At 56.2% G+C, this 20,835-nt stretch carries 12 protein-coding genes; 4 read left to right on the top strand and 8 right to left on the bottom strand.

Going from position 1 to position 20,835, the window contains the following annotated elements:
• Window positions 1-35: 35 nt before the first annotated feature.
• Window positions 36-2,249, bottom strand: a complete 2,214-nt coding sequence (thrS, locus tag Pla52o_RS23130; RefSeq protein ID WP_146597010.1) for a threonine--tRNA ligase — start codon at window positions 2,247-2,249, stop codon at window positions 36-38.
• A gap of 188 nt (window positions 2,250-2,437) precedes the next feature.
• On the opposite strand from thrS, the gene Pla52o_RS23125 reads away from it, so the two are divergent.
• Window positions 2,438-2,863 (top strand): hypothetical protein, encoded by a 426-nt coding sequence (locus tag Pla52o_RS23125; RefSeq protein ID WP_146597009.1) that lies wholly within the window; start codon window positions 2,438-2,440, stop codon window positions 2,861-2,863.
• 59 nt (window positions 2,864-2,922) lie between these two features.
• On the opposite strand, the gene Pla52o_RS23120 is transcribed toward Pla52o_RS23125, so the two are convergent.
• The 5 genes from Pla52o_RS23120 to Pla52o_RS23100 form a co-directional block, all read right to left on the bottom strand.
• The gene (locus tag Pla52o_RS23120; protein ID WP_146597008.1) at window positions 2,923-3,702 is read right to left on the bottom strand and encodes an amidohydrolase family protein; all 780 of its coding nucleotides are present in this window, start codon (window positions 3,700-3,702) and stop codon (window positions 2,923-2,925) included.
• Entirely contained in the window at window positions 3,699-4,628 is a 930-nt protein-coding gene (locus Pla52o_RS23115; RefSeq protein ID WP_197169452.1) for an amidohydrolase family protein, read from the bottom strand. The genes Pla52o_RS23120 and Pla52o_RS23115 overlap by 4 nt, the downstream gene beginning before the upstream one ends.
• A 226-nt stretch (window positions 4,629-4,854) precedes the next feature.
• Window positions 4,855-7,908 (bottom strand): PVC-type heme-binding CxxCH protein, encoded by a 3,054-nt coding sequence (locus tag Pla52o_RS23110; RefSeq protein WP_146597007.1) that lies wholly within the window; start codon window positions 7,906-7,908, stop codon window positions 4,855-4,857.
• Between the two features lie 287 nt (window positions 7,909-8,195).
• Window positions 8,196-11,990, bottom strand: coding sequence for a hypothetical protein (locus tag Pla52o_RS23105; RefSeq protein ID WP_146597006.1), 3,795 nt, complete (start codon window positions 11,988-11,990; stop codon window positions 8,196-8,198).
• A 226-nt stretch (window positions 11,991-12,216) separates the two neighbouring features.
• Window positions 12,217-13,119, bottom strand: coding sequence for a 3'-5' exonuclease (locus Pla52o_RS23100; RefSeq protein ID WP_146597005.1), 903 nt, complete (start codon window positions 13,117-13,119; stop codon window positions 12,217-12,219).
• A 243-nt stretch (window positions 13,120-13,362) separates the two neighbouring features.
• Here Pla52o_RS23100 and pepT point away from each other — a divergent pair, with 243 nt between their 5' ends.
• The gene (pepT, locus tag Pla52o_RS23095; protein WP_146597004.1) at window positions 13,363-14,622 is read left to right on the top strand and encodes a peptidase T; all 1,260 of its coding nucleotides are present in this window, start codon (window positions 13,363-13,365) and stop codon (window positions 14,620-14,622) included.
• Window positions 14,623-14,646: 24 nt separating this feature from the next.
• On the opposite strand, the gene argH is transcribed toward pepT, so the two are convergent.
• The gene (gene argH, locus Pla52o_RS23090; protein WP_146597003.1) at window positions 14,647-16,032 is read right to left on the bottom strand and encodes an argininosuccinate lyase; all 1,386 of its coding nucleotides are present in this window, start codon (window positions 16,030-16,032) and stop codon (window positions 14,647-14,649) included.
• Between the two features lie 105 nt (window positions 16,033-16,137).
• Here argH and Pla52o_RS23085 point away from each other — a divergent pair, with 105 nt between their 5' ends.
• The gene (locus Pla52o_RS23085) at window positions 16,138-18,942 is read left to right on the top strand and encodes a hypothetical protein (protein ID WP_146597002.1); all 2,805 of its coding nucleotides are present in this window, start codon (window positions 16,138-16,140) and stop codon (window positions 18,940-18,942) included.
• Window positions 18,943-18,995: 53 nt separating this feature from the next.
• Here the strand turns inward: Pla52o_RS23085 and Pla52o_RS23080 are convergent, their stop codons facing one another.
• Window positions 18,996-19,823, bottom strand: a complete 828-nt coding sequence (locus tag Pla52o_RS23080; RefSeq protein ID WP_146597001.1) for a hypothetical protein — start codon at window positions 19,821-19,823, stop codon at window positions 18,996-18,998.
• Window positions 19,824-19,891: 68 nt separating this feature from the next.
• On the opposite strand from Pla52o_RS23080, the gene Pla52o_RS23075 reads away from it, so the two are divergent.
• Window positions 19,892-20,722, top strand: coding sequence for a hypothetical protein (locus tag Pla52o_RS23075; protein WP_146597000.1), 831 nt, complete (start codon window positions 19,892-19,894; stop codon window positions 20,720-20,722).
• Window positions 20,723-20,835 lie beyond the last annotated feature (113 nt).

The raw sequence follows: 20,835 nt of genomic DNA, 5'->3' as shown, positions 1-20,835 counted from the left end.
ACGACGGCTGGGAGGGTGAAACACCTAGCGGTGAATCAATATTCGTGGCCGGTTGCACCGGAGTCGACGGCGGCAGCGGCACTGAGGCTGCTCTTGACCGCTTGCCGCACTTTGCGAGTCGCGATCTCGTCTTTGAGCCGTGCAATCGCTTCGGCGATTGGCATCGATCCGAGGTCGCCATCAATCCGGTCGCGCAGTGCCACTTGGCCTGCCTCGGCTTCTTTCGGACCGACCACAGCCATGTAGTTAACCAAGTCGAGTTGCGCGTTGCGGATCTTCGCTTGCACCTTGCCGTCGTTGTTGTCGATCGTCACCTTCAATCCGGCTTCGTCAAACTGCTTCGCAACCGCCACGGCGTATTCCAATGACTTGTCGCTTAGCGGCAACACACGAACTTGTTCAGGCGACAACCACATTGGGAACGCACCGGCAAAATGCTCAATCAACATGCCGGTGAAACGCTCGAGCGATCCAAACGGAGCACGGTGAATCATCACGGGGCGATGGGTCGCATTGTCGCTGCCGGTGTACTCGAGCTTGAACCGCTCGGGCAAGTTGTAATCGAGCTGAACGGTACCAAGTTGCCATGAACGGCCGATACAATCGCGAACCATGAAGTCTGCCTTCGGTCCGTAAAATGCCGCCTCGCCCGGTTCTTCATTGAAATCCAAACCCGAGTTCTCTAGCACGCCGCGCAGGGCGCCTTCGGCATGATCCCAGTTGTCTTCGCTGCCGACATATTTGTCGCTGTTGGGATCTCGCAATGACAATTGCACGCGATAATCGTCGAGCCCCACGGCATTGAGCACAAACTTGGTCAGCTCGATGGTCGCTTTGAATTCTTGTTCGACTTGATCGCCGGTACAGAAAATATGAGCGTCGTCTTGAGTCAAACCACGAACGCGGAGCATGCCGTTCAGCTCGCCGGTTTGCTCGTGGCGATACACGGTTCCGAACTCGAACAATCGCAGTGGCAATTGCCGGTACGAACGCGGCATCGCCTTAAACATGTGGCAGTGATGCGGGCAATTCATCGGTTTGATCAAGTACCGCTCGTGGACGGTTTGCCAACGATGCAGCACTTTTTGTTTGTCTTCGCTCGAGGACGACGACTTGTAATCGGGGAACTCGGCGCCGAGCACCTTGGCGGCTTCCATCAGCTTTTCTTCGCTGTCGCTATCGAGAGTTCCATCGACTAACCGCTGATTCCAAGCGTCGACCAATCCGCCCGCTTCGCTGCCGAACAACGGCGAGAATTGGCTGTCCCGGTAATACGGAAAGTGGCCGCTGGTTTCATAAAGTTCAACACGCCCGATGTGCGGGCTGTAGACCGGATCGTAACCGCGGGTGAGCAGTTCCTTGCGAAGAAATTCTTCCAAGGTCACGCGGACGCGAGCGCCTTTGGGAAGCCACAGACAAAGTCCCTGGCCAACTTCGGGGTTGATCGCAAACAAACCGTGTTGTTTGCCGAGCACGCGGTGGTCGCGGCGTTTGGCTTCTTCGAGTTGTTCCAAATAGGCCGCCAGCTCTTTCTTGTCAAAGAACGCGGTGCCGTAGAGTCGTTGCAGTTGCCGCCCCGAGGCATCGCCTTTCCAGTACGCCCCGGCGACGCTCATCATTTTGATCGCCTTGATCTTGCCGGCGTCGGGGATGTGCGGTCCGCGGCAAAGGTCAACGAATTCGCCTTGGCGATAGAAGCTGACGGTGGATTGATCGGATAACCCGGTGTCGATGTGTTCGACTTTGAGATCTTGGTCCAAATCGTCGCACAGCTTGCGAGCTTCATCGCGATCGAGAATGAAGCGTTCAAACGGTTCTTTTTCCTTGATGATCTTTTTGATTTCCGCTTCGATCTTGGGGAAATCGTCTTCGCTAATTTTTTCAGGGATGTCGAAATCGTAGTAGAAGCCACCCGAGGTGGTGGGGCCGAACGCGAGCGAGACGCCTTTGTAGAGTCGCATCACGGCGCGGGCCATCACGTGGGCGGCCGAGTGACGCAGGACGTCGAGTGCTTCGGCATCGCGGCTGGTCAACAAACGCAGGGCGATCGGTTGATCATCTTCGCTCAATTCGCCCAGCGGACGATTGGCGTCGACCACTCGGCCGCTGATCTCGGCGGCGATCACGCCGCGGGCCAATCCGTCGCTGATCCCTTTGGCGATATCCATCGCCGTGGTGCTGGCGGGGTGCTCGTGAAGGGTGCCGTCGGGGAGCTGGATTTGTACGTTCGCGCTGGATGCGTTAGACATGAGTGCTCGGATAGTTTTCGTTAATGGGAACCGTCCATACGTTACGGAGGCATGGATCGATCCCAAAAGGATGATGATATCGCTACCTAACCGTCAATCCCGAATCGAATTGACGGATCATCGGTCCCCTCTTTTCTCGACTGAAACCACGATTCTTCGCCAGCGAATTGGCCCCGAGGCAAGCAAAATTGAATGCAATTCCACCCCGCTTCGTGATCCTGCGGCACACCCCTGGTCCCCAGGGGACACGCGGTCAAAACGCATCGAACCCGGTACCGACGCACTTTGATTGGATGTTTGAAGCCGCTGGAGCTTTAAAAACATGGGCCACCGAACCGATCGCGTCGTTTCAGCAGGGGATTTCTATGAAAGTAGAGAAATTAGCCGATCACCGGGTTCACTATCTCGATTTCGAGGGCGATATCGGAGGCGGTCGAGGCGAAGTGCAGCAAATCCTCTCGGGCCATTACCAAGTGATCGAGGAAGCGTCCCACCGCTTCCTCGCCGAGCTCCGCTGGGTCGATGCGGGTGGCCGCGCACAATCACAACGAGTCGAGATTGGCTCGGACATACTCCGACTGGGCCCCGTCGCGGCTTCGGTCGAGAGCCCTTGATTCACGCGGCAACGCCGCAGACGCATCGGATTCGCGCCCACGACTTTGTTTTTAGCAAATTAGTTTTTAGCCGCTGCCGTCAATGATTGCGCATTGCTGTATTGGATGGCGGACGTCGCAAGACCGCCCACTTGGGACTCCTGAAACTTCAGCAGCGCCGCTTCGAGGTTAAAAAAAGGAAAATAGGATCCAAACAATAGCCGTTCATGGGGAACGGTCGTGACCCATTTTTCTAAAGCCCCCACGTTTTCGAAATGCGATATTTCAAAATAGACCTGCCCCGACTCGGCGAGCTGTGCCGCCCTGCTCTCCTTGATCGCGCCGTAATTATTCATGATGACGAGTCGCAGATCGGGATACTGCTTCACTAGCGTTTCCAAAGGCTTGGTATCGACGACGGGCACTTGCAGCAAAGGATGTTGCACGCGGGGATCCTCCATCGACAACACCAATTGGACAACCAACTCGCGGTCATGCGCTTCCTTAAGCAATTGGCTACACTGTTCCGAATCGAGCGTGTATCCATGGTAGTTGGGATGAAGACGTATCGCATGCATTTGGTGGACTTCATGGCACCGCCTCAGATCCTCCTGCCAATCAGGAAGGGTCGGATTGACCGACCCCACCGGCACCAACAAGCCTTCGCCGTGTTCCTTGCAATCGGCGACCAGTCGTGAGTTCACACTGGAGATATCTTTGTGCAACAGACCGTCGAAACTGCCTGCCCAGGCTTGGCGCACACCGCGTTGCGATAACTTTCGAACTAGCGAAGTTGGGTTATCGTGTGGCAATCGTCGGAACGGCCAACGCGAGAGATAGACATTCACATCAATGATCATAGCGTGACTCCCTTTTTCTGCAGAATGGGCTTCAACATCCGCCGCAGGTTGCCACCCAAGATCAGCTTACGTTCCTCAGGCGTAATCTCGGCACCGTACACTTTCGCCAATTGAGTGGCAAAGCTACGACCCCCAATGTCACTTCCGTAGACGACACGTTCGGGGCCCAGTTCACGCACCGCCATTTCCACAAACCCTGCGGTCGGATCGCTGCCTCCGATCCCTACGGATACATTGGGGAACTCGCGAATCGCACGAATCCCGAGCGTCCAATCGCCACCGGTGTGCCCACAAATGAGCGGCACCTCGGGATGGCGTGCTGCGAGCTGAGCCAGATCGAGCGGCGTGGACTCGCCTGCCAGATTTCCGGTCACTTTGAAAAACGTGTGTTGGTAGATCAACGCATTCAATTCTCCACAGCGTCGAATCAACGGATCGATCTCTTCCTCGCTGCACTTGCTGGCCACCCACAACTTGATGCCGACCATTGGTCCTTCGTGGATGCAACGTTCGATTTCCGCTAGCGACGCATCGGGATGACTTGCATTCAAATAGGCAAAACCGAATAGCCGTTCCGGCCAACGCTCGAGCACTCGAATGACTTGATCATTTTGTCTGCGGAAATCATCCGGCGTCGGATTTTGTGACCATGGCCAGCCCATAAAGAAAATCAACCGCTGGATCTGCATCCGATCGGCGTACTCGAGCAACTGCGCGGCTCGTTCTTCAACCGTTTGCCCAGGAACACCGGAAAGATGACAGTGTAAATCCCAGATCGCATCCCCATCGGTCGCCAGCGGGAGATCGCGACTCGAAACCTCGGTTTCCGCAGTGGACACCCCCGCGGAGCCCACCGCTCCCAACCCCGCGGCGACGCCGCCGGTCGAAAGGGTGATGAAGGTTCGTCGGTCAAAAGAATTCATCATTTCCTGCTGGTTCGTACGCGGGAGCGATTGTGAATGAAGTACGCAGTCAAAATCATAACACGAAACGCAAGTTTTGAAGTTGCGAGTGTTTCACAGCCCGAAGCGTCCGCGAGAGAATACCACGCTTGATTCGGTCCCTCGCTAACGCGTCGGGTTATGATTTGCTCGGAAAAACGACAATAACACAACTTCAAAACGGATGCATTGGACTGGGAAAGATCCCGGGCTAAGGTGCCTGCCCCAACGATAACAAATAGGTAATCAGATCGGCCATTCCCTGAGCATCAATCGTCTGCTCAATCCCTTCGGGCATCAACGATTTCCCCGACGATCGCAACTCTTCGATCTCCACTCGTTGAATGGTTGTTTCCACCCCTTCGGCTTGACGAAGCGTGATGCTGTTCGCATTTTCCGCCGCGATCATTCCAGACGAAATCCGCCCGTCGACCGAGAGCACATTGTATTCGAGGAAATTCGGGCTGACCTCTCGACTGGGATCAAGAATGTTTACCAGCAATTGCGAGGCAGAACGATTTTGGATCGTGGCTAGATTGGGGCCAACGTCAAACCCAAGATCGCCAAAGCGATGACAGTTCGCACAATTCTTTAGAAAGAGAGGTGCTCCACGCTCGGCATCCCCGCTTAACGCCAACGCCGCTTGGTACTTGTCGAGAACGTCTTTACGCGAATGAGGCTGGTCTTCGGAGAACACTTTGACGGCACGCTGCCGAATCTCTTGCTGAGAACTTCGCAGGTAAGCCGCACGACGATTCGGAGAAACAAGATTCGCGGGTACCGTGCCCGCGCCCACGGCATCTAAAACGATGGGAATCCATAGGGTGCGCTGCAACAATTGGTTCACAACCTCCGCTTGCACACTCGGTGTGAGCGCCGGGAATCGGTCAAGCAAGATCGCAGCGACATCCGAGCGAGCCGTACTCGTCAACGCAGCGACCGCAGCCATTTGCAGCTCGGGTGGATGTTGAATGCTAAGCAGTTTTTCGAGCGTTGGTTTTGCACGTTCAAACCGATCGTAGCCGAGCAACGCAATCGCATCGAGACGTTGCGATTGCGGCAGCGAAGCGTCGAGAGCGTTGGCGTTTGACGCCTCCAAAAACGCCGCAACCAGTGGTCCACTTGAGTGAGAGGGGTCACTGATGATTTCACTTAAATCTCGTTTGGCTCGTCGCAATCCTGCCGCCAAATTCTTCAGCATTGCCACTTTTACCGTCGCAGTGGACTGCGAAAGGGCCGAGAGAAACTCGTTCACAACAGCCAACTCTGCTTTCGAACCGATCATCAAAGCCAGTTGCGAAATCATTTCCAATCCTGAGCTGGACTCCGAGAACGAGCGATCTTGTAAGAAAATCTTAAGCAGAGGCTCCACCGATCGAGACACGGAACTCATCACCGCCGTTTGCATCAACGGATCGTTCGCATCCCGGCGGGCCAGTTGTGCAAGGGCGGCAACGACACGAGGGTCCTCGATTTCACCCAGAGTGAATGCCGCTTGGAACCGAACTCGTCTAGCATCATCGCCGGCCGCGTCCACGATCAACGGCACCAGACTCGGTGCCTGGGGTAATCGCCGCTCGGCCAGACGAATCGCATGCTCTCGAACGCCGGCGGCCGGATCTTTGATCGCCGCTACCAAATCTGCGGTTGAGAGAGACTCCAACCCCTCCAGCGTCCAAAGTGCATGGACTCGCGTGACCGGCATCTCGTGTTCGCGAAGCATTTTTTTCAGTAGCGAGACCTGGCTGAGGTCTTGCCGCTCAAACAGCAATCGGTGCGCGGTCTCGCGCCACCAGGAATTAGGATTGGCAAGCTCAGCGATCAACTCCTTTGTGCTGGCGGTTCCCAGTCGTGGAACCGGAGGTTTGACAAATCCTTCACGATAGCGTGGGGGAACCAAGCGATAGATCCGGCCACGATCTTTTCCGGATGTTAAATCGACCTGAGCTTTCAAATCATCCGGCATCGACCAGGGATGCTCAATCGTTTCACGATACATATCGAGTACATGCAGCGTTCCATCGGGTGCATTGATGAAATTGACCGGCCGAAACCAATTGTCCGTGGAAGCCAGAAACTCGGCCTTTTGATGAGCCCGTTCACCCTGGAACGTCACTCCATCGGCTTCGATCCGGTAACGCATGACCAGATTCCCCGCCACTTCTCCGATGAAGGCGTTGCCATAGAATTCTTCTGGATAGGCGTGCCCTCGATAGATCGTGACTCCACTTGAGGATGTCACGTATCCTTTGGGAACCGTCGAATCGAATGGCGATTTTTTTGTGTCATCTGCAGCCAACCGCTGCGCATTGATGGCACGCCAAGCTTCCGGAGGACTGATCTGAAAGACGGCAAGGCTATCGCCCGAGGGGACGACATCCTGCAGCACATGCGGGGCGCGGAGAAAAGGATTGCGATGGAGATAATGGGCTGGAAAGAGAACATGTTGAACCGGGTTGCGAATGTCGGTCAAAAAGCGATTGCCCCAATCGTCCTGGGCATGCCCAAACCGCGCTCCACCGGAGACGGGTTCAAATCGTTCCTGTCTTGGATCAAAGCGAAAATCGCTACGGCGGATCACTGCGGCGGGCGAAGCCTGTGCCGACGTCTCCCCTTGCTCCACCGAGCGGATTGCTGTGATCTCTCCTCCATTGCTCGCCCCGGCTGTATAGATTTCGTGATCAAGTCCCCACAACGGGTTATTCATCACGGCTTGGACATTGTATTTGCGAAAACCGGTAAAGACCTTCCTGCGAACATCGGCCCGACCATCTCCGTCGGTATCTTTCAAGTACCAGACGTCAGGAGTCGCCAGCACGTAGATCCCCCCTTTCCATAACGCGACTCCGGTAGGCCAAGAAAGGCGATCGGCAAAGACGGTGGATTTGTCGAATTTTCCATCACCATCGGTATCTTCTAGAAAGCGAACTCGTCCCATCGGCTCGGAGGTTTGTGTTTGCCACGCTTGATCATGGGATTTATTCGAGTACGGATAGTCGTTCATCTCAATCACGTACGCCGAACCGTTCTCGTCATACTTCATCGCAATCGGGTCCGTCACCATCGGCTCGGCCGCAATCAACTCGGCACGAAAACCAGCTTGTAACTCGATGGTTTGCTCAGCTGCCGCAGCAGCAGTGGGAGGCACGCGTGGTAGCTCTTCGGCGGGCAACCCACGGTCGTCAACGGCGAGCAACAAAACCACATGGAAAAAGATCAAGCGATGCATCGAACTCTCAAAATTAGCATGTTTCTCGGCAGCCATGGTTCACCGCAAACGATGCTGGTTCCAGGACCTAACCTTGAAAGGCACCGTTGGGGGAGGCTCTACCCGGGTGTGTGTGAAATTCAGCACGCAGCCCCCAATGCCATCGACCTTGGCGCTCACCGGATGCTTGTTGTCGCGGAGCGGCGCAGGGCTACCAAAGTCGATGGCACAAAGGCGGCGTCTGCGGGCCATTGTACGCCAACTCGATTCCGGAGTGGCACTCGCATGCGCAAGAAACGCTACGAACGGTTTCGCGTGGGGGACGCCTGGAGACAAAATTGGCGCTAGAAGCGTATCGGTTTGGGCAGCCAGCCCTTGATTCGCTCGGCCACGCCCAGCGGCGCAACTTCTTCTTCTTCGAGCGTGTTTTGGATCACCGGCTGAGGGCGAACTCGGGTGTCATTCAACAGGAACTGAGCCCAACGGTTTTTCAACAGCCGCGACGACGGAGCCAAGTTGCCTCGCTGTAATCCTTGAACCGCCAAAAACGCTTGACTTTGCAACTCAGCTCGCTCTTTGTTCATCGGAAAGAAGTCATGCAAGCGAACGTCGTCAATCCACAATTTCCCAGGCGATAGGCTGTCGATGGTGATCCGCAACGACTCGACCGTCATCGGATCGATTAAGTCGGCTTCCACCAATGACTTACGCGGTTGCCATTGTCCGTTTCGTGGTACATCGACCTCTTCAGAGAATCGAAACGAAACTCCCGCTTGAGTTCCTTCGACCGAGACCCGGACGCGGTGAGGCGTGGTCGCCTCGCTCGCTTCGCTGCGGCATGCCAACGAGACCGCCATGCGACCGGTCTTGGGTGGCGTGATCGTTTCGCTGACCAACCACGTCTTGGTGGCCATCGTGTTGGCGGTCGTTAGACAAAGTGAACGCTTCCCTTCGATGGCCTCGTCCTCCGCCAGACGAACGGCACCTTCGGGATACTGAGCGTGCATCCATCCCGTGATCCCGATGCCGCCCACGACTTCAAAACCTGGATTCGACAACGCATCGTACGGTTCGCTGTCGGCAAGCATTCCCAACCGTTCGACGACGACCGTCACATCGGACTTGATTTGATCAACGGTGGTGGTGCCGCCACGGACCCGTGATAACCAAGTCGCAAGGCTATCCGATGTCTCGGGAAGCTCCGAACGCAGGACCTTGATTTGGCCGGCATTCAAATCAATCGTGGATGTCAATTTGTCGGCACTTTGACGCGGAGACGCCGCGCTGTTGCCAATCACGCTCCAACCGATCGCCTTTTTCGAGATCAAGTCGACTTCGCAAGGCCAAGGCGCATGGTTGGTCAGGCTTAAGATCAAATGTTGATTTTCGACACCCCAACGAACTTGAACCGTTTGCGAGGCTTGATCCGGTGAACCGAATTCTTTCATCGGTCGACTTGGTAACGCACTGTGGCTAATCAGTACAGGACGCAGGTCTCGCGACAGATTCCCCCGTAGCGTCCCATAGTCCACCATCACCACTTTGGGATCCAGTCGATCGATCCAGCGGCTCAATTGAGCTGCAAGCGATCGGTCAATCACCGTGGGGAAATTGATGGGAACGGTGTCTTGGGAAAGCGAGTCCTGCATTACACGCTGGATTCGGCCGGGTGTGATCGTCAATCCAATCCGACCCGCGATCGGTTGCAGCATCGTTAAATGTTGGACGCTGTGCTGTTGAGTGTCAATTTGTTGGGCGAGTGAATTCCAGCCCTCATGGGCCTGCGACATCAACGGAACCAAGTTCGAATTCGTTGACGGCCATGCCATGTCGACTAACGACACGCCCGGTTCGGACGACAAATGGCGGGCTGGCAACCCCATCATCAGACACAATTTGCCCGGCATTTGATTGGCCATCGATGTATAGAAATTGCGATTCGATTGGATCGCCCACCGACGCAGCGATGCTTGCTGGTCTTCGCCGATCCAACTTCGCACCTCCGCGATCGATGCGTCAGGCTTACCAGCGGCGATCGCAAATTGCCGCAGCGTCGAATCGCTCGGAGCAACGGTGGGATCAAATGCGGCTGCATGACTCGAACCGCTGCAATGCATTGCCAATCCGGCAAAGCACGTGTGTCGATTCGACGTCGCAGTGACCTCTTGGACCAAAGCCAAAAGGGTCTGCTGCACGACCGGTTCGAGCAGGTTGTAGGGCGCTGGACGCTCGGCGGTGAACGACTGCGACCGGTCCTGTTCGACAGCGTGAAACGCCATCAATGGATTCAAGCCTACGATCACACGCAGGTCGCTGTCATCCATCAGACTCAGAAATAGGTCGAGGTATTGCGACTGGACGTTGTGGTTGGGTGACGCGGTGGAAATCGGGTTGGATGCAAATTGAGCTGTCGGGAACCACGCTGCCCCACCTTCGTTTGCTAACACGCAAATCGAATTGACCCCCGAAAGGGCGGCATATTCCTTTAACCGCTCGGTCGCAACAAATAATTGGTGCAAGGAAATCGCGGCGTGCCCAAAATCGGATTTCGCCAAACGCTTCACTTCATCGCTTGCAAACGCCTGGGGCCAAGCGAGGTCGCTGAGGTTCAACGTGGAAAGCCGTGAAGGAGCACTCGTCGAGATCACCGCAGCGGATGCGAAATGGGAAGGTCCCACCTTGATCTCAATCGATTCGATCGCCGCGTCCTGGTCGAGGTCGAGGTTCGTTAAACGCAGCTGATCGTTTCCTTGAGGATAATAAAGGAACGATTGGCTGCGCCACGGATGTGGATCCTCGCGATAACGGTCTTCCGCTCGCTTTTCATCGCTTAGGACATAATTCGTCAAAGCGGGATTGTCGCTTGAACCACTCGTCAATCGCAGGTGAACATGAATGTCGCGTTCTGCGGAATAACGAACGGTAATATGATGAGGAAGACCGCTACGCAGCTTCGCGAGACTGGTCTCAAAGGTTTTGCCGCTCGGCACAATCGTGATTTTTTGCCCCGCATCGCCCCCATCCGAACGAGAACCGTCATGCTTGATCAAGCTCGATGGAATCAAAGGATTGTTACGGGTGCTGAGGAAGGTGGGAACGGTCCACTCCGAGCCATCGGTTGGTTTGATTTTTGCGACGGTTTGCCAAGCTTCAAAATTGATGTTGCCGTTGAAGGATCCCGCGGGCGGTGGCACCACGAAGACATAGTTGGTGCGTCCAATCGAATCGCTGCGGCGACGCAATCGAGACCACAATGCATTCTGGCCCTGCTCCAATTCACAACGGATTTCGTAAACCCCCGGTTCGCTAGGGGTGAGGTGTTGGATCTCAATCGGACCGCTGTTGCCATCCGCGTCCAGCGGCATCGGATAGGTTTGCGTCGCTACCACATGGTGATCCGCGACACGCACCACGGAACTGTGCACACGGACTTCGCCCTCGCTAGGAACTTGAACCGAGTTGCCACGGACATGCAACCGAATCTCCGCATTGGGCTGCGATACCAAACTCGAGCGTGAAAGGCCCCCAGCGGGATCGGCGGATACGCGGAGCGAGTCGCTCGCCGAACGCTGTAGCGTCCATTGCGGCCCCGATTCGCTCGAGAAGGAGTTTGCGATGAGTTGCGCAATCGGCAACCGTGTTATCGACGGTGTGACGGTTTGGGTCGCCGAAGATCCCACCGCCGGATCGCTGGCCCCCACAGACGAGGCCCCCACCGAAGGCGTACCCGCGGACGAGGAACCCGCGGAGGGCATGCCCGGATGAGCCTTCGTTGTGATCACAAGTTCAGCGGCGGAGGAGGCTTGCACCCGGAAACTCGCCCCGCCCGAAGCCATGGCAACGGAGGAGTGAAGATGCCAATGGGGGGCCGATTTGGAAAGCTGCATCTCGCCACAAGTAGTGGCATCGGCACAAAAATTACGTAGCTCCGAAATCGCTGCCGCAGCATCGGGATCAACGACGTCAACGTCGACGCTCCAATGCTGAGCCGTTTGCGCCGCCCAGCGGAGTTCGAGATGGAGGTCGAGTTTTTTAGCTCGAGCTTGCTCCTGGAACGCTTCGTTTCGAATCGGCTTGACGGCCTCGTTCGCAATCGGATCTGCCGCTCTGGCATGCTTGCCGCTGAAACTGCAAATCAACGCGCAGCAACTGAGGCTCGCTCGGAAAAGGAGAGCGATGAGTGAACCGTGCCGGCAAAGACGTCCCTGTCTAGCCATTGTCGCGCCCTGAGTAAGGCTACCTACCAATCCAAGAATTAAGATGGAGTGTTGAACGATCTGTCCAAAAGAAGACCCTAGCCAGAAAACGACCGCGAGGTAAAGGTGAGTTCTCGAAGTCGCTGTTTGCTAGCATTTACAGTTGGGTTCAATCCTGTGGCTTGTCGTCTGCGGCGTCATTGGCGAGTGTTTCTTTTGTGTCCGTTGGTTCCTCGCCCGTTTGCGTTTCAGCAGGTTCGAGCACCTTATCCGCTGGCTTTTCCCAGTCGCGCCATGCGTTCAAGTAGGCGGTATAGGCTTCCGACGAATCGGCTCGAGCTTCGATCCACTGTTTCGCTTTTTGCACCAACTCCATTTCGTTATCGAGCGTGGTTTTGCCCATCAACACCATTGATCGCAGGAAAATAAAGTAGGTATCGAGCACATCGCAGCGACAATAATCGCTGATTTCTAACAGGTTGCCGTCATCGTATTGCTGTTGAACTTGGTCGCCTCGCAAATCCATCTTGCCGGGTTTTTTGACCAATTGGGCGACGAGATTGAGACCACCATTGCAACGCGCCGCGCCATAATTGGTGAGCAATTCCTGCAAATCCAAGTGAGCTTCGGTGGTAAAGCGATTTCGCGGCGACCGATAGCCATCGGACTTGAACCAAGCGGCCGCTGAAATGCCATAGCGAAACGCGGCAAGCTCCATGACCGGCAGATCGAACGATCGGCCATTGAAGGTGACCCATTGCGGTTTGCCATACATCTCCCAACCACGCCAAAAGTGCTCCGTGATGACGTGCGGACGAAAGTGGGGTTCATCCAAGGAAACGATGTCGATCAAACTAAAGTCGGCAGCCACTTTGGCGATCACGACCGAGATCGGAATTTGGAAGGTATGGGGGATAAAGGTGGTGCCGTTTTGCTCGACCAACTCATCTTGATAGGTCTCGATCGCTTTCTTGGGCGATAGCCCTTGGCCACCGTACCGGACGTCCGCGATCAGTTCCCCATCCGCGATACTTTCCACATCGAAAATGAAATGGGCGACTTTTTCGGTCATGGGATTGTTTCACTGGAGGTAACCTCGCAGCGCCGTGGGCAAGGCAAGGATGAGTGTGGAGAGTCATCCGCAGGTCGGCGGGAGCTCAGCGAGTGGAGTCGCGGGCGCGTGGCACGCTTTCGTCCGAATCTTTACGCCGTAACCTTAAACCGTCAACGATTCTCTCTTAATATGGTGTCACTTGCCGTAAAGATATCAAAACTTGGCCTCGTTCACACGCTAATCCAGTCAACGCGATAAACCATGACACACCCCCCTACCGTCACGATCAATTCAACACGGCTGCTCGAGCGTTTCTTGCGTTACGTGCGGATCGACACCGCTGCGGACCCCAATAGCGATCAATATCCCAGCTCGCAAAAACAGCGGACGCTTGCTCGATTTTTGGAGCAAGAGTTGCGTGAAATGAGTATCACGGACGCTCGGATGGATGAGAACGCTTTGGTGTGGGGGACCATTCCCGCAACCAACGGAGGGCATAGCCCCGTGGTCGCTTTGGTCGCGCACATGGATACGTCACCCGAAGCCCCCAGCGAGAACGTTTCGCCCCAGGTGATCGAGTCTTATCCCGGAGGCGACATTCGGCTGCCCGCGGGAATCGAGATTTCCTGTGCCGCAACACCCGAGCTCGAATCGATGATCGGCAAGACGTTGGTGACGACCGACGGGACGACGCTGCTGGGCGGTGACGACAAGGCGGGCATCGCCATCATCATGGAGCTCGCTCAGACCTTGATCGAGAATCCTCATTTGCAACACGGTGACGTTCGTGTGTTGTTTACCTGTGACGAAGAGATTGGGCACGGTACCGACAAAATCGATTTGCCGGCATTGAATGCGATGGTCGCGTACACGATCGATGGAGGTGGCGCCGGAGACATTGATGTCGAAACCTTCTCGGCTGATGGAGCCACGGTGCGGTTCACCGGCAACAACATACATCCGGCAATCGCCAAAGGGGTGATGGTCAATGCGATGCGAGCGGCGGCCGATTTCGTCGCGGATTTGCCACGCCAAGAGATGACGCCCGAAACCACCTCAGATCGCCAAGGGTTTATCCATCCCCACGCGATCCACGGAGGCGTCGGCGAAGCGACCGTGGAGTTGATCCTGCGTTCGTTTGATTCCGATGATTTGGTGGGGTATGCCGATCGCGTTCGCAGCGCTGCGGAAACCGCCGCAAAGAGAACGCCCGGCGTCAAAGCGGACGTCACGATCTATCGTCAATACCGCAACCTTCGCGAGGGCTTGGAAACGCTTCCCCAAGCGGTTGAGTTTGCCGAGCAAGCGTTTAAGAATCTCGGCCGTCCGTGTCGCCGCGAGATCGTTCGCGGCGGGACCGATGGCAGTCAATTGACCGAGAAAGGATTGCCGACGCCAAATCTGTCGAGCGGCCAGCACAACATTCACAGCGTCCGCGAATTCGCCTGCCTCGACGAAATGGTCGAGGCGACCGAGCATCTCGTCGAACTGCTTTCGCTATGGAGCAATCAGCGGTCCTAAGAATCCAAAGTGGACCGTTGCCCCTTAGGAACTCGCCAATTGCGATTTCCAACGCTCAACCTGGCTTCGCACCTGCGCCGGGGCGGACGATCCATAGCTGACGAAGGCGTTCACCGCGTTCTTGCTGCCGAGAATCTCAAATACCGAATCATCGATCTCAGGTGCGTGCATCTGCATTGCCTCCAAGGGCAACTCGCTGAGCGGTACGTCTCGCTCCATCGCTTCACCGACGATCGCACCGACGAGATGGTGGGCACGGCGCTGAGGCATGCCTTTGCGGATCATCCATTCCATCAACGTGGTGGCATCCAAGTAGCCGCGTTCCAATCGGCTGGCGATCGATTCACGACGCAGCTCCGAGCCTTCGACAATCGGGATCGCGAGCTCAAGCGAGGCGATCACCGTATCGAACGAATCGAACACTGGCGGCTTGTCCTCTTGCAAATCACGATTGTACGCCAACGGTAAATTCTTGACCAACAACATCAACGTTTGCAAATTGCCCATCACCCGCGCCGACTTGCCACGCGTCAACTCAAGCGTATCGGGATTGACCTTTTGCGGCATGATGCTGCTGCCGGTACAGAATGCTTGTGGCAATTTGATAAAGTCAAATTCGACCGTGCTCCACAAAATCCATTCCTCGGCCCAACCGCTCAAGTGCGAAGCGATCACCGAGAGCACGAATGCGCTTTCGAGCATGAAGTCGCGATCGCTACTGGTGTCCAAGCTATTGGCGGTCGGACGGTCGAACTCTAGCGCCTTGGCGGTTTGCTCTCGATCGATCTCTAACGTGGTCCCCGCGACGGCAGCCACCCCGAGGGAACATTCGTTGAGTCGCTTGCGGCAATCTGCCACACGCCCCCGGTCGCGTTGCAGCTTTTCGACGTAAGCCAACCAGTAATGAGGAGCGATCACCGGTTGAGCGCGTTGGAGATGCGTGTAGGCGGGCAAGATCACATCGAAGTCGCGGTCGCAGCGACTCAGAAACGCACGCTGAAGGTCGGCTAAACGAGCGTCGACTTGGTCGAGCGCTTCGCGGATCCAAATTCGCACGTCGGTGCTGACTTGGTCATTGCGACTTCGCGCGGTATGCAGCTTTCGCCCCACATCGCCAATGCGGTCGATCAAGGCCTGCTCGATATGCATATGGATATCTTCGAGTTCCAACCGAATGGGGAACGCGTCGGCTTCGATTTCGGCTTCGATTTCTCGCAAAGTGTCGCGAATCGTCGAAAACTCTTCGGGGGTCAGCAATCCGACGCTGCAGAGCATGTCTGCATGCGCGATCGACCCCCGAATATCCTGGTGATACATACGTCGATCAAAACTGATGCTCTCGGCAAAAGCTTCCAATCGCTTGTCGGTTTTAGCTTGAAAAACGCCACTTCGTGATGGACTATCAGCCATCGCCCTATCCTGTTGCACGGTCGGTCTTAATAATGAAACGCTCGTGCCATTATCACCCAAGAAACACGGGTGACGACCCCCAAGCAGAGAAAGATTGAATCGCTCATGAAATTTAGCTGGAAAACGATTTCGATGTCGCCTGCGGTTGGCCGTTGTCGGGGGCAGTTCGCGGATCGGCATGTCGGTACGACGGCTCTCGCCCCCCGTTTAGCGTCGCTCGTTGCCCTGTCGTTGCTGCTGGTCCCTTCGTCGGGTGAGGCGGTCGAGATCTTGGCCGCCGCGCAGGTCGGCGAGCCGTTTGGTGTCGCCACGATTGAGATCCCTTTAGCAGCCCCGGTATCGGTGGGGACACAGCCCCCGCTCCGCGTCAGTGATGCCCAGCGACGAGTGTTTTATCCGGTTGGGCAGGAGGTCCGGGTCAAGGTCATCCCGCCTTCGGAGCGTCCCGTTCCCGAGCCAGGACGAGGCCGATTGCTCAGGCGGGTGGGAAAATTGATCCGCGAAATCACCAGCGATGACCAAGAGACCGAAGAGACGGTGGCCCGCCGTGTCTCGTTCTTGTTCCAGGGCAGCGCGCCGATGCTCATCACCGTGAGCGATGCAACGGGTGTGATCGGTGAATATGAACTTCGCCCCGAATCGAATGACACGCCCCACGCTCAGCTGTTGGGCCAGTGGTGGTCCGATTACACCGCGGCCGCTAAAACGCGAATCGACCTTGGCGACTATCCCCCGTGGGTCGAAAATTATTTGGTCGCGATGCTTTCGGGACGCTTGCATCTTCCGCTGCCATCGTGGTTCGAAACCGAGTCGAAGACCGAGGATGCGCTGGTGTCAACGTTGAAGTTGATTGCGGGCGCCGAGGAAGCGACCGAGGCGATGTTTCGCCGCACTGCTTCGGGACATCAAGTTCCGCCGGCCATGAGTCGCCAAGTTTCAATTCCCCCGGCGCCACGATGGACCCAGCCGATTCCAACGGGCAACGCCCCCGGCGATGTGAACGACACCACGTTTATGGAACCGATCGCGACGCGAGTGCCTCCGGAGTGTTTTTATATCCGCTACGGCTCTTTCGAAAACTATTTGTGGTTTCGTGACCTTTCCGAAGAATACGGAGGCGATCTGTCGCGAATGGCGACGTTGCGTGGATTTCGCAGCCAAGGCACCAAGGCCATTGAATCGCAATTGCATTTGCACATGAACGAGCTGTCGCGGCTGCTTGGCCCGACCGTGATCGAAGATCAAGCGATCATCGGGCGAGATTTGTTCCTCAACGAAGGCGCGACCCTAGGCGTGCTGTTCCACGTCAAGAACGCCTTTCTGTTTCGCAGTTCGCTGCAAAATGATCGCAACAATCGAGCCAACTCCGATGAAGCAATCCAGCTTGAGGAGACGACGATTGCTGGAAAAACGGTCTCGTTTCTGCACAGCGCCGACAATCGAGTGCGATCCTACATGGTCGAGGATGGCAACTATATCTTCGTCACTAACAGCGAAACGCTCGTTAAACGGTTTGTCCAAGTTGGCAAAGATGGCCAATCGCTCGCGGCCACATCGGAGTTCCAATTGGCGCGGCGACTGATGCCGTTGGAACGCCAAGATTCCATCTTCACCTACTTTTCACCACAAATGTTGCAAGGTCTGGTGTCACCCGAATACCTGATCGAGCTGCGGCGACGGACTGGTGCCAAGTCCGACATCACTCTGGTGCAGCTGGCCAAGTTGGCGGCAGCGGCCGAAGGGACGCCGACCCCCTCGATCGATCAATTGATTCACTTGGGGTACTTGCCCAATAACTTTAGCCAGCGTGCCGACGCCAGCGGGATCGTCGAAGTGGGCGAGGATCTGATCGACACTCGCCGCGGCGGACGCGGCACGTTTCTGCCAATTGCCGATGTGGAATTGCGCAACGTGACCGCCGAAGAATCCGATTGGTACTCGCAGATCGCAGCCAGCTACAGTTCGCGGTTTCCTCACATGGATCCGATCATGGCCGGTGTCCAGCGGAAAACGATGTTTGCCGGCGACGACCGCAACGCCAAGATCGAGCGGCTGGCGATCCATGCCGAGATTGCTCCTTGGTCGCCGGCTCAATACGGAAAATACGCTCAACAACTTGGACCGCCTACCCGAGTCGCGATGCAGTTCGCTCCCGACGACATTGTCGCGGCCCAGGCGCACGTGGTGTCAGAACAACTGGGTCCGCCGACGCATCTATTTGCTGCGATCAAAGACTCAAACCCGCCGAATCCCGATGATTTCGATGGGCTAATCAAGACGTTTCGCGCCCTGAAACAATTACCCGGTTACATCGGCGCATGGCCGTTGCCAGGCATGATTGACCGATTGCCGCTAGGGCTCGGCCGAGGCACGCCGGTGAGACCTGGGATGACTCGTTTGCTGGGCGGTATTTATCGATACACCGGCGGCGGGTTCAGTGTGCTGTCGTTCTATCCCGATTTGCTAACGGCGAGTTTGCCCTTCTTGGCATCGGTCGAAGTGGAGGATGCCGCACAGCTGCGCGGTCGAATCGGAAACTTGCGCGGCAGCCAACTCGAAGGCTGGGTCACCAACCAATTGTATCAACGCTCCGCAACGAGCAGTCGCGCTGGAGCGGATTTCCTCGGCATGCTGTCGCGCCAACTACGCGTTCCACCGGCCGAAGCATTGACGGCAACGCAAGCGATCTTCAACACCGATTTGCAATGCACGCTCGGGGGCCAATACGAATTCTTGCCTCAATCCGATCAATGGACCAGCACCGTTTGGCAGGGCAATGCGATCCCAACCAATCCGCCCTTGGATTATGTCCATCCGATCATGCATTGGTTTCGTGGCGGTCAAGTCACATTGACTCAATACGACGATCGTCTCGTCGTCGATGCCGTCATCGATGCCGCACGCCAATAGTCAATTGACCGGAGGGAGCCGCCGCGGCGTGGGCGCCGATGGCAGGGACGACGCTAGATCGCAGACTTCGGTGCACTCGCACGGGCTGCGATGCCAGCAACCATGAATGCCAACAAGTATCCACTCAACACCATCAGGTAATGAATTCGGTAGAGCAGCAAGCTCGAGGCCGATGGGTTGTCGGATGGGTTGCCCGACGGGTTACCCCGCTTGGCAAATTCAAGTTCCAACCACGCCAACACAAAGCTCCCCAAGATGGCGAGCAACCCCACGACCAACAAGCGGACAACACGGTAGCGAAACGAGGGAGCGAGCATGGCTTGGCAGACCAAGGTGACCATCACCGGCATGCCTCCCCAAATTCCAAACAGAACCGGCCAGTATTGGACGGGTTCAATCGGGGGCGAAAAGTGGCGGGCGCTACCCAGCAGGAATGCGAAAGCCGCGGTGATTGCGATCAGGGAGGCAATCGAAAATTGCCCCCGCATCCGTTCGCTTGACTGACGGGGATCGTTCCAGTGGGGTACCCAAAACCAAGCAAACAGAAGATTTTGGACAGAGACGATCCCCATCGTATCAATTAACGTTGAAATCCAAGGGTCGTCGTGAAACGTTTTCCAATACAACGTCACACCGACCAGGATCAGTGCCGCTTGGCCTGCGTATCGCAAAACCGGCGGCCGAGCAGCGGTCGCAATCCAGCACGCTACCGCGATACTTCCCAGCACCGTTCCCTTAACGAGGTAACGAAAGACGTCGCTCACCTCCTCGTTCTCTGTGATTCCATGATCCGGATTTGCAAGCAAGTAAACCGCCACAATGTTGGCCAGCATTCCCCCGCCCAAGAGGGTCAGCGCCCTTCGGTTTAGCAATGGAATCAAGTAGGTTTCATGTCTCCCCGAGTCCACTTGAAATTCCTCAGGTTTGGTTTGAAAAAGCGAACTGAAACATGGATGGTACCACCGAACCGATCATCGCAGTGCTAGGCCACCCGATTGCCGGGAATCCTTCACAACTTGCCATCGAGCGTGCCTTTGCGGCAATGAAGCTCGATTGGCGCGTGATGTCGTTTGACGTTTCGCCCGAAAATTTGCCGATCGCACTAGCGGGCCTCGAGGTGCTCGGAGTGCGCGGGATTTTGTTGGGCCCGCATTTGGTCAGCGCCGCAGCGTGCTGGGCCGCCGGTCATCTTCCCGATCCATCGGGTCCGGTGGTACTCGATTGCTTCTATCGTGATCCGATTGCCCGCTCGGGTCTACAAGCCTCCACTTCCCAAAGCTCGGGACTGCTTGGATTTGACGCGGAAAGTCAATGGATTTCGGCTCAGATCCTTGCCCATCTTTCAGCCAAAGGAAACGATTCCACCGCTTCAGCCTGTGTCATTGGCGAAATCCGCCGCGACCTCGACACGCTATTTCCCGAACCGTTTCGCGAAACGCTGAAACAAGCTTTGGCCGAATCCGACCCTTCATCCGAAGATCAAGCGGACTCGAACAGGCCATCGATCGCTACGGCCGATATCATCCTGGTTGGCGAGATCGATGCGGATGCGGTGGCACTGGAAATCGAAGACGCATCCGGCTTGAGCCCCACGTGCTTGGTGATTGACCTTAGCAATAGCGAGGCGGTGGCCGAAACGCTCTCGAATTTCAACGTTACCTTGATGAACATCGACCAGCGCCGAGTCGGTATGATTTGCCAATGCATCGAAAAGTGGGTGGGCAGAACTCCACCCGAAGACATCGTGATCGATGCAATCGAAGAATACATGGCCGTCTAGTAGCCCAGTCAGCCAGCCTGAGATTGTGGGATAGGCTTCACGCCCTGCCATTCCCCGCACCACGATCGGGTTTGTCATGCGGAGCGAAACACCCCTTCCGGCTTTTCTGCGAG

This window comes from Novipirellula galeiformis (assembly GCF_007860095.1).
Classification (GTDB): Bacteria; Planctomycetota; Planctomycetia; order Pirellulales; family Pirellulaceae; genus Novipirellula; species Novipirellula galeiformis.
The sequence above is the reverse complement of the archived record's forward strand: the minus strand, read 5'-3'. Positions and strand labels throughout refer to the sequence as shown.